This window comes from Shewanella sp. AC91-MNA-CIBAN-0169 (assembly GCF_040310165.1).
In the GTDB taxonomy this organism is placed as follows: domain Bacteria; phylum Pseudomonadota; class Gammaproteobacteria; order Enterobacterales; family Shewanellaceae; genus Shewanella.
The window spans coordinates 120475-136179 of record NZ_JBEOPM010000015.1 but is presented as its reverse complement, the minus strand read 5'-3'; the positions used below and the strand labels follow the sequence as shown (position 1 = coordinate 136179).

The following is a 15705-nucleotide window of genomic DNA, read 5'->3' as shown; positions in this document are numbered from 1 at the left end:
GGAGAAGGATTCGAACCTTCGAAGGCTGAGCCGTCAGATTTACAGTCTGATCCCTTTGGCCACTCGGGAACCCCTCCTCAATTGCGGTCGCCATAGTAGTCAGAAACCTTTTATATGTAAAGTGGATAATTGAATATTTTACTAAAGTTTATGACTGTTTGGTCGATAAAATAGCATCGAGCAGTGGTAGTGATGTTTTTATATGCAAATTGAGTCAACATTAGTCAATGAGTTACAAATAGGGAGCCGATTAAACGTTGCGATTGAAAACAATCGTCGCGGTGAATTTGGTTTGCTATTGGCTATGTTGTCAGTTGATGCTCGCGATATGGCTCAATTTCAGTTAGATAATGATGTAGAAAGCACACAAAAACTGCGACAACAATTTTCTGTACCTCAACCCCAGTTATTAGTAGATGATATTTCTATTCACCCAGACACTATTGATAACGCGATGTTATTTCAGCAGCAAGGCGCACGGCAGTTTCAACTACAACAAGCATTGACACCTGAAGCGCTAGTGATAAGAGGCGCTCAATCTGATGCGATGGTTGAAGTATTAAGTAACTGTGATTACTTAACTAAGCATAAAGCGATTAATGCTTACCAACAACACACCCCATTAGAAGATATGCATTTTTTAGAACAACTCAGCACGCAACGTAAAATATCTAATACGTTATCTTTACAACTGGCTTAACTGCTGAGATTTCAGGCTAAAATCCTGAGACTATGATTTAATTTTGATAATTGTGAGCATGGCAAATAAAAGCTTGCCAAAACTCAGTTATATTTGCCATTTGACGTGGTTCAAACAGATGGGGTGACATAATGATTAAGCAAATTAAACAGCAGCAAGGAAATGTCAGTGACAGTTGTACTGAATGCGGCAGTTATGTAGATATTGGCGCTGTTGTGGAAGCAGAAGATACGTTATTACTGCTTAGCTTTGTAGGAGACGATGCCTTATTGCAAGCTCAATCTATGCTGCAAGTGGCTCAAGAGCGTTTTCCTGATACTAAAGCGGACATTATTGATGAAGATAGCACTATTTCATTGAAGCTTGATTTTGCGTTCAGCGTAGAGAAAATGATTTTTCAACTTGAAAATCAACTGTAGATTTCAGTCGTTTGTATTAGAAATATACACTGTCATATAATTGATGTTAAACACATTTTGTGGGAGTGGGTTAGCGTGTCAACAATCCAAATAAAGCGTAACAATATATTAGTAAAGGATTGCTGTTTTTGAGTATCGCGTGTAATCTGCTTTACATAACAAAAAGGTATAGTAGCGTATGGTAATGTAACGTTATTCATACCTTTAACGCGAACTTCACTCCCTATGTATTATTGTAACATTATCACTCAAATTCTGATTTTCAGAACTAATAATAACAAGTGTACTGATTAATAATGTAAAAATTTAGGGTTATGAAGCCATTTTTCGGGATGTAAATGAATCGAAAAGAGCAACAGCACTTATTGGAATTAATTGTAAATTCCAGTGCTAAACAACAAGGTGATTTCTCAAAAACTGCAGAGTTAGTGTGTCAACTGCTGCGTGAGTATTTTGCTGCGTCATTTGTATCCGTGTGGACTCTCGTAAGTCAATCTGCGAATGATGATTTTACTGCTGATGATGAAGACAATTTTACTTGTCAGCATACTCTAGTAGCCAGTAAGATTGATGAATCATTGAGTCATTTATCTCACCTGAGACACATCACAATAGATCCTCAATATTTTCATGAATTACGATCTCACCGTTATATTTTATCCTCTGATAACTCGCACATAAATCTCGTTGAAACATTTTCAGATTACTACCAACATCATAACATTGTCACCAGTATCGATATTGCCATCCGAATTAATGGACATATTGAAGGTGTGTTATCGGTTGAAAGCTGTGAAAAGGTTAATTGGATAAAATCTGATATTCAGTTTGCTATTCAATGTGCTGACCAATTAGCTTTGACGCTAGCGACTCGTTATACCTATGATAGCAATGAACAAATTTACTTATTGCGCAATGCAACCGAGCAATCCGAACATGTCGTGATGCTGGTGAATACCGATAGTCTAATCATCGAGTATGTTAATAGTGCCCATGAGAAAATGACTGGGTTGCCACGGGAAACTGTTGAGCACCATAGTGCATCGAGTCTTGATATTTTTAGAAATACCCCACAATTACTTGACGATCTAATCAATAAATTACGTAATAGTGAGATTGTTAAAGGTAACCTTAAGCTCGCGCGGATTGATGGCAGTGAATATTGGCTAAATTATCATATTACCCCGTTTGTAACGGAGCAGGGTAAGCATTATGCGTTAGTGTCTAGTTATGATAATTCGGCAGAATATTTTCACAAAGCGGAATTAGAGCGTTTAGCATGGCATTGTTCTTTGACAGGCTTGCACAATCGTAGTCATTTTACTCCTCAATTAGATCGTGCCACTGCTGGGATACTGATTCTGATTGATTTATTAGGCTTCAAGCGCTTTAACGATACCCATGGTCATGTTCAAGGCGATAGCCTTTTAATCGAAATCGCACGGCGCTTAAAACACTTTGCTGTATCTGTTAATGCTATTGATGTTGCCAGAATAGGTAGCGATGAATTTGCTGTGTTATTGCCACCCATGCACTCTGAGACCGATGTCGAACAAATGATCAGCCGGTTATATATGAACCTAGCTGCGCCATCGGTTATCTCGCGTGAGAAAGTTGAGCCAAAACCGGCGCTTGCAGTGGTTGATATTAAGTCTGTTGTTGGGATGTTTGCCCCGTTATCTTGTGCCGATATTACCTTACAACATGCTAAAAAGAAAAATGGTGCACATTACCAGTTTTTTAATGAAGCACTACTTGAAACGTTTACCACCAACGCTGAAATAGAGCGTGATTTACATAGTGCTATTCGTGGTCGAGAATTTGAGTTGTATTATCAACCCTTAATGGACTTACAACATAATCAGTATATTGGCGCTGAAGCATTAATTCGTTGGAATCACCCTAAAAAAGGCGTGTTATATCCAGGTGCGTTTATCGAAATCGCAGAACAAACCGGGTTGATTAACCAAATTGGCGAATGGGTATTAGAAACGGCCTGTAAGCAACTGAATTTATGGCAGCATAAAAACGTCAATATTACGATGCATGTGAATGTTGCTGCGAGGCAATTTTTTAGTGGCAACTTGTACGAACAAGTTTGGCGCTTAATCACCCGTTATCGTATCAAGCCTAAAACGTTAATTCTTGAAATCACTGAAACTGAACTCATGGGTGACATTCGATATGCTATCAATCTATGCCATGAGTTGGCAGAGTTAGGCGTCGGTTTAGCGATTGATGACTTTGGGACGGGTTACAGTTCAATGAAGTACTTAAAGCAATTTCCGATATCTAAATTAAAAATTGATCGCTCGTTTATCATGGATATATCTTCTAGCCACGAAAGTCGTGAGATTGTCAGTGCGATTATCGCGATGGCAAAAGCATTGAATATTTCGTTAACTGCTGAAGGGGTTGAAACTAAAGAGCAAGAGGAGTTTTTAACATTAAGTGCTTGTCATCATGCACAAGGATTTTTGTATAGCCCTGCAATCCGTGTTAATGATTTTGCTTTGTTTATTCATGCCCATGAGTCTAAACCGCAGAAATTAGTATTAATGAGCAATTCATTGGTTTAGTCAGCGTATTCCTTGTTGTGCGAATTGGACTTTACTGATGACGATCAAGATTGTGCAACTCGCATCGATTGCTATTTCGTCGCTATTGTTAATTAGTGCCCATTTAAATAATGGTTTTACGATTGCTTAGTATCTACATAGTCACTCTGCACCAGTATTTATTATCAATAAGAAGGGCTAAGCATTATTTATTGATGTTAACTCATACGCTTAGCACAACATTGTTTAAACTTTTTTCCGCTGTAACAGATACAAGCATCATTTCTGCCGGGTAAACGAGTTTGCATTTGCTGTCCATCGGTGTAAAACCATAAGCCATCTTTTTTGATAAATGACGAACATTCATAAACCGCATCAATATGCTTATTTTCAATAAACCACGCTTTAAATGTCACTTCACCACAGTCAGCCTGTTGATTCGATGATAATACCTGTAAACCTAACCACTGAGTTTTACCTTGGGCAAGCTGTTGTTCAGTCAAACCGTGTAAATAGTCTGGATGATGCGTGGCAATCAAGTAGCTAAACTGACGTAATACAAAAGCACTATAGCGAGAGCGCATTAAACGCTCTGGCATCTCTGCTACAACAAGACCGGCATGATAGGCTTCACAGCACTGGTAGTAGGGCAAACTACTACCACACGGACAAGATGCCTGCTTTATCGCGGATAAATCACTATTGTTCATCAGGTAATTCTTTTGACGTGGCAGCGATAAATTGTCGGCCGTAATAAAGATTCGGTACTGGTTTAGCGTCATAGTAAAAATGTGGCGCGGCGTGAGTGTTAGAGTCGACACTAATTTTCCACTGTTGTTTACTGTCTTTGGTAAACACAGTCACAAATTTACCGGCAAACTCACTGACCGGTTCGCCAGATTCTTTTCCTGGGTGAAAACGGACTAAATAATAACCGATGTCAGTTGCGCTATTTGGCTCGCTATAACGTACAAGTACTCGAAAATCGACTTCAAGTTTAGCGTTCTTACGTTTAATTTTATTAAAAAATCGGCTATACAGGTTGAGGATATTTTCTTTACCGCTAATAATTCCTCTGTCTTGTGTTTCAGAAATATAAACTGCATCGTCAGTATATATGTTTTCCATAGCGGCTAAATCGAGCTGTTCAAAAGCGTTAGTCAATTTTGTAAAATTGGCATTCAAAACCTGGTGAGGGATCGATTCAGTAGCATAAACATTCGAACTGCTAACGCACAGGCTCACTGCAAGAAGCAGTGAAGATAGCCATAGCGTATTCAAAATGGTCAATATTCTTATCAAGGAATTATTCTCTTTTTATCTAATGTAAATCAATAATGGCAAGCGATACCGTTAGCACAACTATAAATTATTGAGCAACTTTGCTAAAGGATAGAATCTTTACAAAGTATGTAGGAGGTGACATATGTCGTTAAGTGATGACGAATTATTTTTACAAGAAATGGCCGATGTGACCCCTCTTAAATATGAACATCAACCACAAACCACCCAAATATGGCTTAATCCATTAAGTTTAACAGATGCGCAACTGGCAAAGCGAGCGGCAGCTGAGCAACATGAGTTGTTACAGTTATTACCCACTGAGGCTTATTTATTTGCACCCCTTAAGCCAGACGATGTGGTGAGTTATAAAATGGATGGCATCCAAGACCAAGTATTTAAACAACTTAGTCTTGGAAAGTACCGTTTTCAAACCGTATTAGACTTACATGAATATCGGCTTTTACAGGCTCGTGAAAGCTTACTTAATTGTGTGTTAAGTGCTTATGAGCGCGGCGAACGTAACATACTGGTTATCCATGGAAAGGGGTATAAAAGTAAACCTTATCCAGGATTGCTTAAATCCGCAGTCTGTCATTGGTTACGCTTTATTGACCCCGTAATCGCATACCATTCGGCTACTAAACAGAGTGGTGGCGTTGGCGCTATATTTGTGATGCTAAAAAAATCACAGCAAAAAAAGATTGAAAATAGTGAGCTGAATAGAAAAGGTCGCGGTTTTAGGTAGGTTTTAAGCTGATTAATTATCGGTATAAATAAAAAGGACGCCAATTTATATTGGCGTCCTTTTAAGAGTGAATTAATTAGATGATAAAATGCGAGTTTCTGAGTGACCATTTATTTGAGTCAGCTACTGATTCAGCCCTATTATTTATTAATTCAACCAATTGCTATAACCCTTTAATACAGATCATTAGTACAGATCATTAGTACAGTTCATTAGTACAATTGGTCATCACTAGCGTTACCAGCCACACTGACGATTAGCTTGGGTATTTTGCTCATCTAACCACACTTGCAAAGGTGCAAAGTAATCTAATACTGCCTTGGCATCCATTTTATCGGAACCCGTCACTACACTCAGTGCTTCCGGCCAAGGTTTGCTGGCGCCCATTTCGAGCATTTCATTCAACTTAGCCCCCGCTTCTTTATTTCCATAAATGCTACAGCGATGAACTGGGCCGGTATCACCTGCAATATCACACAGTGCTTTGTGGAATTGGAACTGCAAAACATGCGCTAAGAAATAACGCGTATAGGGAACATTACCAGGAACATGGTATTTAGCACCAGGGTCGAAGTCGGCTTCAGTACGTTCAATTGGCGCTTTAACACCTTGGTACTTTTCGCGTAAATCCCACCAGGCTTGGTTATATTGCTCCGGTTTAATGGTGCCGTTAAATACTTGCCAGCGCCATTGGTCGATCATCAAACCGAAAGGCATAAAGGCAATTTTATCTAATGCTTGCTTTAACAATAAGCCGATGTCTTTTGACGCATCGGGTACGGTTTCGAGCAAGCCAATTTTTTGCAAATATTTAGGGGTAATCGATAAGGCAATCGTGTCACCAATGGCTTCATGGAAACCATCGTTGGCAGAGTTTTTAAAGATAAACGGCTGATTTTTATAAGCACGTTGATAAAAGTTATGGCCTAATTCGTGATGAATAACGCTAAAGTCTTCAGCATTTTTCTGAATGCACATCTTGATCCGAAGATCATCTTGGTCATCTAAATCCCATGCAGATGCATGACACACCACATCACGGTCTTGAGGTTGAACAAACATTGAGCGAGTCCAGAATGTTTCTGGTAATGCACCAAAGCCAAGTGAAGTGAAAAAGCCTTCAGCTTGTTTGACCATTTTTGTTTCATCGTAGCCATTCTGGGCTAACAATTCGGTAACGTTGTAACCTGGGTCTGCATCTTTAGGTGCGACACTATTATAAATCGTGCCCCATTGCTGAGCCCACATATTGCCCAATAAATGTGCAGGGATAGGGCCTGTTTTAGGTGCAACGTCGTCACCGTATTGCTCATTTAGTTCACCACGAACATAACAATGTAATGAATCATATAGAGGCTTAATTTGTGCCCATAGACGATCTAATTCGGCAGAGAATGCTTCTGGCTCCATGTCATACTGACTTCGCCATAATTCAGATAAGTCGGCGTAGCCTAAATCTTGTGCACCTTGATTAGCTAATTCGACTTCTCGTTCAAATAGTGGACGCATTGGTTTGGCTATTTCACGCCAACCTTTCCAAGCTTCTAAAAGCAATGCAGGGTCTTTCGACTCTGCCATTATATTGGAAAGCTCTGGTTGAGTGAGGCAGCGACCGTCGGCAAAGCAGTATTTGCCTTTACCATATAACCCGTTAAGTTCAGACGCGATGCTGGCAAGTTCTGCGTTTTTAGCTGGGTCTAGAGGGGCTGGTAAAACAAGGCTACTGCGTAAGCTGTTAAGTTTTCTGGCATTAACAGCATCAAGCTCTACATTGGCATATTTCGCCGCTTCAGTTGCATAGCGCACGGATGTTGAGGTGACTTTTTCACCCATAGCGGCAGACAACGCCGCGGTGTCATCAGTGATAAAATTGGAATAAATCCATTCAGCCCGATTAGCTTCAATTGATAAATTGGCTAAATCGGCTTCAGCTCTATTGACAAAATCGATAGCCGCAGCAGTATCTATCTTTTCAGTAGGTATCTGAGTGGTCGCAGTCGTGTCGCTACAGGCACTTAAGCCTAATGCTATTGAAACAATAAGTGCAATTTGAGACGGTCGTTTTAAAGGCAAGTTCATGTTGTGTGCATCCTTGTTTTTATTATCGGCATCAGTGTACCGAAAAACAGCATGTATTGCATATTAGTTAACAATCTGGTGTGGTTGTTACGATTTTTGTTATTTGTCTTAATAAAGAAAGCTGACAATTTCGATTGACATCTGTGCGCTCAATGATTAATTTAAACGGGTGTTTAAATTAACTTGGGTCTGGGAATGGCAAGCCGTACTGATACAAAAACAAGAATACTCGATGCAGCTGAAAAGTTGTTTGCTGAAAGAGGTTTTTCTGAAACGTCGTTACGACTGATCACCAGCAAAGCTGAAGTCAATTTGGCATCTGTTAATTACCATTTTGGTTCAAAAAAAGAATTAATTCGAGCTGTGTTAGCAAGATACTTAGATGTCTTTATGCCAAGCGCCGCGGTAGAGATTAAACGTATACATCATGCGCCTGAGAATGCGTCACTAAACGAGATTTTTTCTGCTTTAATTAAACCGTTACTTGAACTCAATAAAGTACGCAACGGTGGCACGATTATTTTCTTGCAGCTGTTAGGTCGCGGTTATATTGAAAGCCAAGGTCATTTGCGCTGGTTTATTACCACGCATTATGGTGAGCATTTAGCGACGTTTGTACAAGCGGTATCCGCCAGTGCACCTCACATACCTGCAGCAGAAATGTTTTGGCGTTTGCACTTCACTTTAGGGACTATTGTGTTCACTATGGCTTCTGCAGATGCATTAAATGAAATTGCCACAGCAGATTATGGTGAACATAACAATATTGAAGCCATTATCCGTAAAGTAATCCCCTACATGGCAGCAGGCGTTGCTGTCCCTGTGTTAACAAACTAAGAAGGTATAAAATGAGTATCGTCATATTGCTAGTTATAGCGATCATTGTCCTCTTTGGCGTGCGTAATATCAGGATGCAATTTATTACGCGTCCAGTATTTTCGTTTTTCAAAAAAGTATTGCCTCCTTTGTCGAGTACCGAGAAAGAAGCAATGGAAGCGGGTGATGTTTGGTGGGAAGGTGAGTTATTCCGCGGAAAGCCAAACTGGAATACCTTACACAGCTACGGTAAACCAACGTTAAGCGCTGAAGAACAAGACTTTATTGATAATCAAGTTCAAACCGCATTAACCATGATCGACGATTTTGATATCGTCCATAATCGCAAAGATCTCCCGCCAGAGTTATGGCAATACTTTAAAGAACAAGGTTTCTTTGCGTTAATCATTCCTAAAAAGTACGGTGGACGCGAGTTTTCTGCTTATGCAAACTCAACGATTGTAGCCAAAATAGCCACGCGTAGTGTCAGTGCTGCCGTGACCGTAATGGTACCTAACTCTTTAGGCCCTGGAGAGTTGTTGACCCATTATGGTACTCAAGAGCAAAAGGAGCGTTGGTTACCTTCACTTGCTGTTGGTAAAGACATTCCCTGTTTCGCGCTCACGGGCCCAGAAGCGGGCAGTGATGCTGGTGCGATACCCGATATCGGTGTTGTTTGCCTGCGCGAATTTGAGGGCGAAGAGACATTAGGTTTAAGCCTAACGTGGAACAAACGCTATATTACCTTAGCACCAGTTGCTACCGTGCTCGGTTTAGCGTTCCAAATGCGCGATCCAGACGGTTTACTCGGTGACGTTAAAAACATTGGCATAACGTGCGCGTTGATCCCAACTGACCATAAAGGTGTTGAGATTGGTCGTCGTCATAACCCATTAATGATGGCGTTTATGAACGGTACAACAAGTTGTGAAGATGTATTTATTCCATTAGATTGGATTATTGGTGGCCCACAGTTTGCCGGTAAAGGCTGGCGTATGCTGGTTGAATGCTTGTCTGCAGGACGTGGTATCTCATTACCTGCTCTGGCAACCGCATCTGGCCATGTCTGTACCAAAACGACCACAGCCTACAGTTATGTTCGTCAGCAGTTTGGTATGCCTATTGGTCTGTTTGAAGGTGTACAAGAAGCGATGGCGCGTATTATCGCCAATACTTACCAGCTTGAAGCTGCACGTCGCTTAACCACGCAAGGAATCGACTTAAAAGTTAAACCTTCAGTGGTGACTGCAATTGCAAAATACCACATGACAGAGCTAGGCCGTGATGTGTTAGAAGATGCGATGGACATTCAGTCTGGTAAAGGTATCCAATTAGGGCCTAAAAACTACTTAGGTCATGCTTATATGGCAACACCTATTTCAATTACGGTAGAAGGTGCAAACATTCTTACTCGTTCATTGATGATTTTTGGTCAAGGTGCAACCCGTTGTCATCCATATGTTTTGGCTGAAATGGAAGCCGCAGCAATGGAAGATGAAACTTCTGCATTAGATCGTTTTGATTCTTTGTTGCTAGGTCACATTGGTTATGCGATGGGTAATGCATTACGTTCATTTGGTAGTGCATTAACAGGCAGCCGTTTTGCCAGTGCACCAGTGAGTGGCCCAACGCAGCAGTATTATCGTGACATGACGCGTATCTCTTCGTCACTGGCCATTATGACTGATTTATCGATGTTAATTATGGGCGGGGACCTTAAGCGTAAAGAAATGCTTTCTGCGCGTATGGGGGATGTACTAAGTCAGTTATATCTTGCATCTGCAACGTTAAAACTGTTTGAAGACAATGGTCGTCAGCAAGATGATTTACCGGCAGTACATTATGTTATGACTGAGCGTTTACATTTAGCGGCTAAAGCGCTTAATGACGCGATTCGTAATTTCCCGAGTAAAATTGCTGCGGTATTACTACGAGTGTTGATTTTCCCATTGGGTAACCACTTCAATGCACCAAGTGATAAATATGCAGTTGATTTAGTCAAAGGTATGCTTAAGCCTGGACCTGCTCGTGATCGCATTACTTTCCTTTGTGGAGAGTTTGAAGGTGACACTAGTGGTATTGCTGAAGTTGAAAATGCGTTCTTAGCTAAATATGCAGCGAAAGATTTGTATAAGAAACTTAAGAAGGCACAACGTAGTGGCCATATAAAATCTAAGCTTCCTATGCTTGAGTTATTTGACGTGGCGTTAGAGAAAGACATTATCACTGAAGCTGAGCATAAACAGCTTGTTGAGGCGGACGTATTACGTTTAGCTGCTATCAACGTGAATGACTTCGAGAAATTATAATCTCAGTTGATTAATTTGATATAGATCTTTGAAACAAATTGGCCCTGACTTTGTCGGGGCTTTTTTTATCCATCACGTTCTGGGGGTAAGCTGTTAAGCGAACAAGCGAACAAGCGGTTGCAACGTTTAACGTCACTTTATTGCGCTATGTCGCAAGAGCTCAAAAATAACGGATAAAAAAGCCAATCCGAAGATTGGCTTTATTATTAACGAGTGTATATCACTGCATGTACGTTAGTGAATGTTACTCGTTATGCTCGGCTTGATTAAGCAACGATCAACACTTTGCAAGTGTTAGTGCCACCGATGGTTTCCATCGCGTCACCTTTAGTCATCAGTACCATATCACCACTGACTAAATAGCCTCTGTTCACCATGCAATTTAATGCTTCTTTAGCTAGCTCATCGGCAGGGTACGCAGTTGAGTCAAACTCAATTGGTTGTACACCACGGTACATTGCCATGCTGGCTAATGTCTTTTGATGACGAGATAATGCAAAAATAGGTAAACCAGAGCTAATACGTGACATTAATTTAGCTGTCGCGCCAGATTCTGTTAACGAAATAATCGCTTTAACGCCAGGTAAATGGTTAGCCGCATACATGGTTGAAAGGGCAATCGTTTCTTCAACAGAAGAGAAGCGTTGATCCATGCGGTGCTTAGACACATTGACACTTGGGTGTAATTCAGCGCCTAAACAAACGTTAGCCATTGCCATAACGGTTTCTTCAGGGAAGTCACCAGCGGCAGTTTCTGCTGAAAGCATTACCGCATCAGTACCGTCTAACACTGCGTTAGCCACGTCCATTACTTCTGCACGTGTTGGCATTGGGCTGGTAATCATCGACTCCATCATTTGGGTCGCAGTGATCACAGCTTTGTTGAGTTGACGCGAGCGTTCAATTAGGCGTTTTTGTACGGCAACAAGTGCAGCATCACCAATTTCGACACCCAAATCACCACGAGCAACCATGACTACATCTGATGCGCGGATAACATCATCCATTGCTTCATCGCTTTCAACGGCTTCAGCACGTTCAACTTTAGCGACAATTAGCGCTTTACTGCCGGCTTCAAGTGCTAACGCACGTGCTAGATCAAGATCAGCACCAGTACGTGGGAATGATACAGCTAAAAAATCAACATCAATTAAGGCTGCAGTTTTAATATCTGCCATGTCTTTTTCAGTTAGGGCCGGAGCGGTTAAGCCGCCACCTTTCTTATTGATGCCTTTGTTATTAGATAACGGGCCAGCTACAGTAACCGTTGTGAAGACTTTGTGGCCTTCAACACGGTCAACTCTTAACTGCACTCGACCATCATCAAGCATTAGTATATCGCCAATGACTACATCATTAGGCAATTGCTTGTAATCAATACCAACTTGTTTATCATCGCCTTCGCCTTTTGCTAAGTCAGCATCAAGAATAAAGCTATCACCTAAGTTAAGTTTGATTTTTTGGTTATCTTTGAAGGTAGAAATACGTATTTTAGGACCTTGTAAGTCACCTAAAATAGCGACATGCTTGCCCAATTCTTTAGCGATTCTACGTGTATCTGTAGCACGTTTTAAATGATCTTCTGGTGAACCATGTGAGAAGTTAAGTCTAACAACGTTAGCTCCTGCGGCGATAATTTTACGCAAATTGTCATCGCGGTCAGTTGCTGGTCCAAGTGTCGTAACGATTTTAGTTCTGCGGAACATAAGATACTCCGTTAATGATAAGAAAGATTTTTTGTTAAATTGAATTTGGTTATTTAAAGTACTTAAACAATCTTAGCACTTAAATGATGCAACTATATTAACAGACATTCTGGGAAAATGTAGTAAAGTTACCAACAAAATGATCGTTTTTAATATGTAATTTATGTGACAGATTAGCGATTTTTATAATAAAAAAGGCCAAACAGACTAAACCGTTTGGCCTTAAGAACAATATTTGATAGCTGTCGATGAGATTTTACGCGATCAAACATAACTGAATTGTGTAATTATTTACCAGTTATCTTGAAAGCTTCATGCAAAATTATCACTTTATAGAGTATAGACTCTATCTTTATGCAGCCTAAAACAAACAATTTACGCAGTTAAATAATCCATAAGATATGTTTATTTAACCGCCCATCAATTTAGATGGTTAAATCCTTGTTCACACGAGATTCTTTCAACACTTCTTTTACACGTTTTAAATTATCACGGAAACGAGGGCCGCGGCGTAAGGTAAAGCCTGTTGCCAACACATCTATAGTAACCAATTGCGCTAAGCGCGATGCCATCGGTAAATACATGTCGGTGTCTTCGGGCACTTCCATCGTTACAGGCAATGTACACTCATAAGACAATGGTGAGTTACGGGCGGTAATACCAATCACAGCAGCGCCGTTTTCACGTGCAATACGAGCTATTTCAATCAGTGATTTAGTCCGGCCAGTATGCGAAATCAATACGACTACGTCGCCTTCATTACAGTTAATACAGCTCATTCGCTGCATTAACACGTCATCGAAGCATATTACTGGTACATTAAAACGAAAGAACTTGTTTTGCGCATCGTGGGCTACAGACGCTGATGCACCAAGGCCAAAAAACGAAATAGTCTTGGCTTGAGTGAGAATATCTACTGCTTTATTTATCGCTGATGTATCTAAACTTTGACGGGCAGTATCGAGCGATGCCATTGAAGATTCGAAGATTTTTGTTGTGTACGACTCAGGCGTATCATCTTCTTCAACATGTCGACTAACATAAGGTGTACCGTTAGCAAGACTTTGAGCCAAATGTAACTTAAAATCAGGGAACCCTTTTGTGTCTAATCGACGACAAAATCGGTTAACAGTTGGTTCACTAACATCAGCCATTTTGGCTAATGTGGCAATACTTGAATGTATAGCTGTTTGCGGTGAGGCTAATATGACTTCGGCAACTTTACGTTCCGATTTACTAAATTGGGTAAGGCTTTTTTGAACCTTTTCAAGGGTATTCATAAGCAAGCATCCGCTAAAAAGTAGCTAAAAGTAGGTAATGTAATTTTATATCATAACTTACAGGAATTACGTGATTTAAGTTATTTATTTACCTTTGACAGTAATCTGTAGTTATTTTTCAAGACATAGATCACGATTGAATGGTTCTCAAGCCTTGTAATTGGTAGAAAATCATAGCAGATAATAGATACACATGACTAGATTAACAACAATAGAATAAATGCAAATTAAAGATGCAATATTTAAATTCTGTTGTTATATTACAACAAAAGTGTGCTTTTATTCATCGACCGAATTCGAACATGACACACACATATTATTAGGAGAGCTTTCAGCAATGGGCAAATCAATTGGAGCCAAGGCTTGCGACTTCGTACTTTTCGGTACAAAAGGCGATTTAGCTAGGCGTAAATTATTACCTTCTCTATATCAGCTAGATAAAGCAGAATTACTTGATAAAGAAACCAAGGTAATCGGTGTAGCAAAAGACGCATTCACTCAAGAAGAGTTTATCGCCCTCGTTACTAAAGCACTAAATACATTTGTTAAAGACGAACTTTGCCCAACAACGTTAGCGCGCTTCCTCAGTCGTTGTCATTATATCGGTACTAATTTTACAGATCCTGAAGGCTACAGTGCCTTCCACGATTTACTTGAACCAAGTAAACGCGTCATGGTGAACTACTTCGCGACACCTCCTTCGATTTTCGGTGCCATCTGCCGTTGTTTACATGCACAAGACCTTATTCAATCTGATACCCGTGTTGTGCTGGAAAAGCCAATTGGTACCGATTTAGAATCATCGCATGTGATTAATGACCAAGTTGCCGAGTTCTTTAATGAGAACCAGGTTTACCGCATAGACCATTACTTAGGTAAAGAAACAGTACAAAACTTGATTGCTTTGCGTTTTGCTAACTCATTGTTTGCCTCTAAGTGGGATAATCGCACGATTGATCATGTCCAGATTACTGTAGCTGAAGAAGTGGGTATTGAAGGGCGCTGGGGCTACTTTGATGGCGCAGGCCAAATGCGTGACATGATCCAAAACCATTTACTACAAGTGTTAACTTTGGTTGCGATGGATCCTCCAGTCAATTTAGACGCTGACAGTATTCGTGATGAAAAAGTAAAAGTACTCAAGTCACTGCGTCCAATTAACCAAGACAATGTGTATGAAAATACCGTTCGTGGTCAATACAGTGCGGGTTTCTTAAAAGGCTCGCCTGTTCCTGGTTATCTCGAAGAAGAAGATGCCAATACACAATCAAACACCGAAACCTTTGTGGCACTTCGTGTTGATATTGATAATTGGCGTTGGGCTGGTGTGCCATTCTATTTACGTAGTGGCAAGCGTATGCCGTTCAAGAGCAGTGAAATTGTGGTGTATTTTAAAAACCCCCCGCATAACTTGTACCGAGCAAGCTTGCGTAATCTGCCACCAAACAAATTGACCATCCGCTTGCAACCTCATGAAGGGGTTGAAATTCAGATGATGAACAAAGTTCCTGGTCTTGAGCAAAAGCAACGTCTACAAACGACCAAGCTTGATTTAAGTTTCAGTGACACTTTTAAAAACGAACGTATTGCAGATGCATATGAACGTTTGTTATTAGAAGCGATGCTTGGTAATCAAGCGCTGTTTGTGCGTCGTGATGAAGTTGAGCAAGCGTGGAAATGGGTCGATGGCATCATTCAGTCTTGGGAACAAAGTGGCGAAAGGCCTAAGCCTTATCCTTGTGGAACATGGGGACCTGTGGCATCGGTTGCATTGATAACCAAAGATGGTCGTTCTTGGGACGAGTAGGG

General features: G+C 40.6%; 12 protein-coding genes. 7 read left to right on the top strand and 5 right to left on the bottom strand.

The genetic code is table 11. The features are described from left to right. The first annotated feature begins 202 nt into the window (after positions 1–202). The 3 genes from AAEY98_RS14110 to AAEY98_RS14100 all read left to right on the top strand — a co-directional run bounded on the left by AAEY98_RS14110 (position 203) and on the right by AAEY98_RS14100 (position 3698). Complete coding sequence (locus tag AAEY98_RS14110; protein WP_101088401.1) at positions 203–700, top strand: VC2046/SO_2500 family protein; 498 nt, start codon at positions 203–205, stop codon at positions 698–700. Positions 701–831: 131 nt separating this feature from the next. Further along, positions 832–1119, top strand: a complete 288-nt coding sequence (locus tag AAEY98_RS14105; RefSeq protein WP_101088400.1) for a DUF406 family protein — start codon at positions 832–834, stop codon at positions 1117–1119. 338 nt (positions 1120–1457) lie between these two features. Then, positions 1458–3698, top strand: coding sequence for a sensor domain-containing phosphodiesterase (locus AAEY98_RS14100; RefSeq protein ID WP_351017689.1), 2241 nt, complete (start codon positions 1458–1460; stop codon positions 3696–3698). A 197-nt stretch (positions 3699–3895) separates the two neighbouring features. On the opposite strand, the gene AAEY98_RS14095 is transcribed toward AAEY98_RS14100, so the two are convergent. Both AAEY98_RS14095 and AAEY98_RS14090 read right to left on the bottom strand, forming a co-directional pair. Next, entirely contained in the window at positions 3896–4387 is a 492-nt protein-coding gene (locus AAEY98_RS14095) for a YchJ family protein (protein ID WP_101088398.1), read from the bottom strand. Beyond that, the gene (locus AAEY98_RS14090; RefSeq protein ID WP_254439895.1) at positions 4377–4979 is read right to left on the bottom strand and encodes a YybH family protein; all 603 of its coding nucleotides are present in this window, start codon (positions 4977–4979) and stop codon (positions 4377–4379) included. Before AAEY98_RS14090 ends, AAEY98_RS14095 begins: the two co-directional genes overlap by 11 nt. 124 nt (positions 4980–5103) lie before the next feature. On the opposite strand from AAEY98_RS14090, the gene smrA reads away from it, so the two are divergent. Continuing rightward, positions 5104–5706, top strand: coding sequence for a DNA endonuclease SmrA (smrA, locus tag AAEY98_RS14085; RefSeq protein ID WP_162023028.1), 603 nt, complete (start codon positions 5104–5106; stop codon positions 5704–5706). 237 nt (positions 5707–5943) lie between these two features. On the opposite strand, the gene AAEY98_RS14080 is transcribed toward smrA, so the two are convergent. Next, complete coding sequence (locus AAEY98_RS14080; RefSeq protein ID WP_162023029.1) at positions 5944–7785, bottom strand: M2 family metallopeptidase; 1842 nt, start codon at positions 7783–7785, stop codon at positions 5944–5946. Positions 7786–7980: 195 nt separating this feature from the next. Here AAEY98_RS14080 and psrA point away from each other — a divergent pair, with 195 nt between their 5' ends. Together psrA and AAEY98_RS14070 are read left to right on the top strand one after the other, a co-directional pair. Next, on the top strand, positions 7981–8622 hold the full coding sequence (gene psrA, locus AAEY98_RS14075) for a TetR family transcriptional repressor PsrA (RefSeq protein ID WP_101088395.1): 642 nt from the start codon (positions 7981–7983) through the stop codon (positions 8620–8622). 11 nt (positions 8623–8633) lie between these two features. Continuing rightward, entirely contained in the window at positions 8634–10910 is a 2277-nt protein-coding gene (locus AAEY98_RS14070; RefSeq protein ID WP_351017684.1) for an acyl-CoA dehydrogenase, read from the top strand. Between the two features lie 266 nt (positions 10911–11176). Here the strand turns inward: AAEY98_RS14070 and pyk are convergent, their stop codons facing one another. After that, positions 11177–12616, bottom strand: a complete 1440-nt coding sequence (gene pyk / locus AAEY98_RS14065) for a pyruvate kinase (protein ID WP_101088393.1) — start codon at positions 12614–12616, stop codon at positions 11177–11179. A 425-nt stretch (positions 12617–13041) separates the two neighbouring features. Then, on the bottom strand, positions 13042–13896 hold the full coding sequence (locus AAEY98_RS14060; protein WP_011637353.1) for a MurR/RpiR family transcriptional regulator: 855 nt from the start codon (positions 13894–13896) through the stop codon (positions 13042–13044). Between the two features lie 337 nt (positions 13897–14233). Between AAEY98_RS14060 and zwf the strand changes: the two genes are divergently transcribed. Then, entirely contained in the window at positions 14234–15703 is a 1470-nt protein-coding gene (gene zwf, locus AAEY98_RS14055; RefSeq protein WP_101088392.1) for a glucose-6-phosphate dehydrogenase, read from the top strand. Positions 15704–15705: the final 2 nt, after the last annotated feature.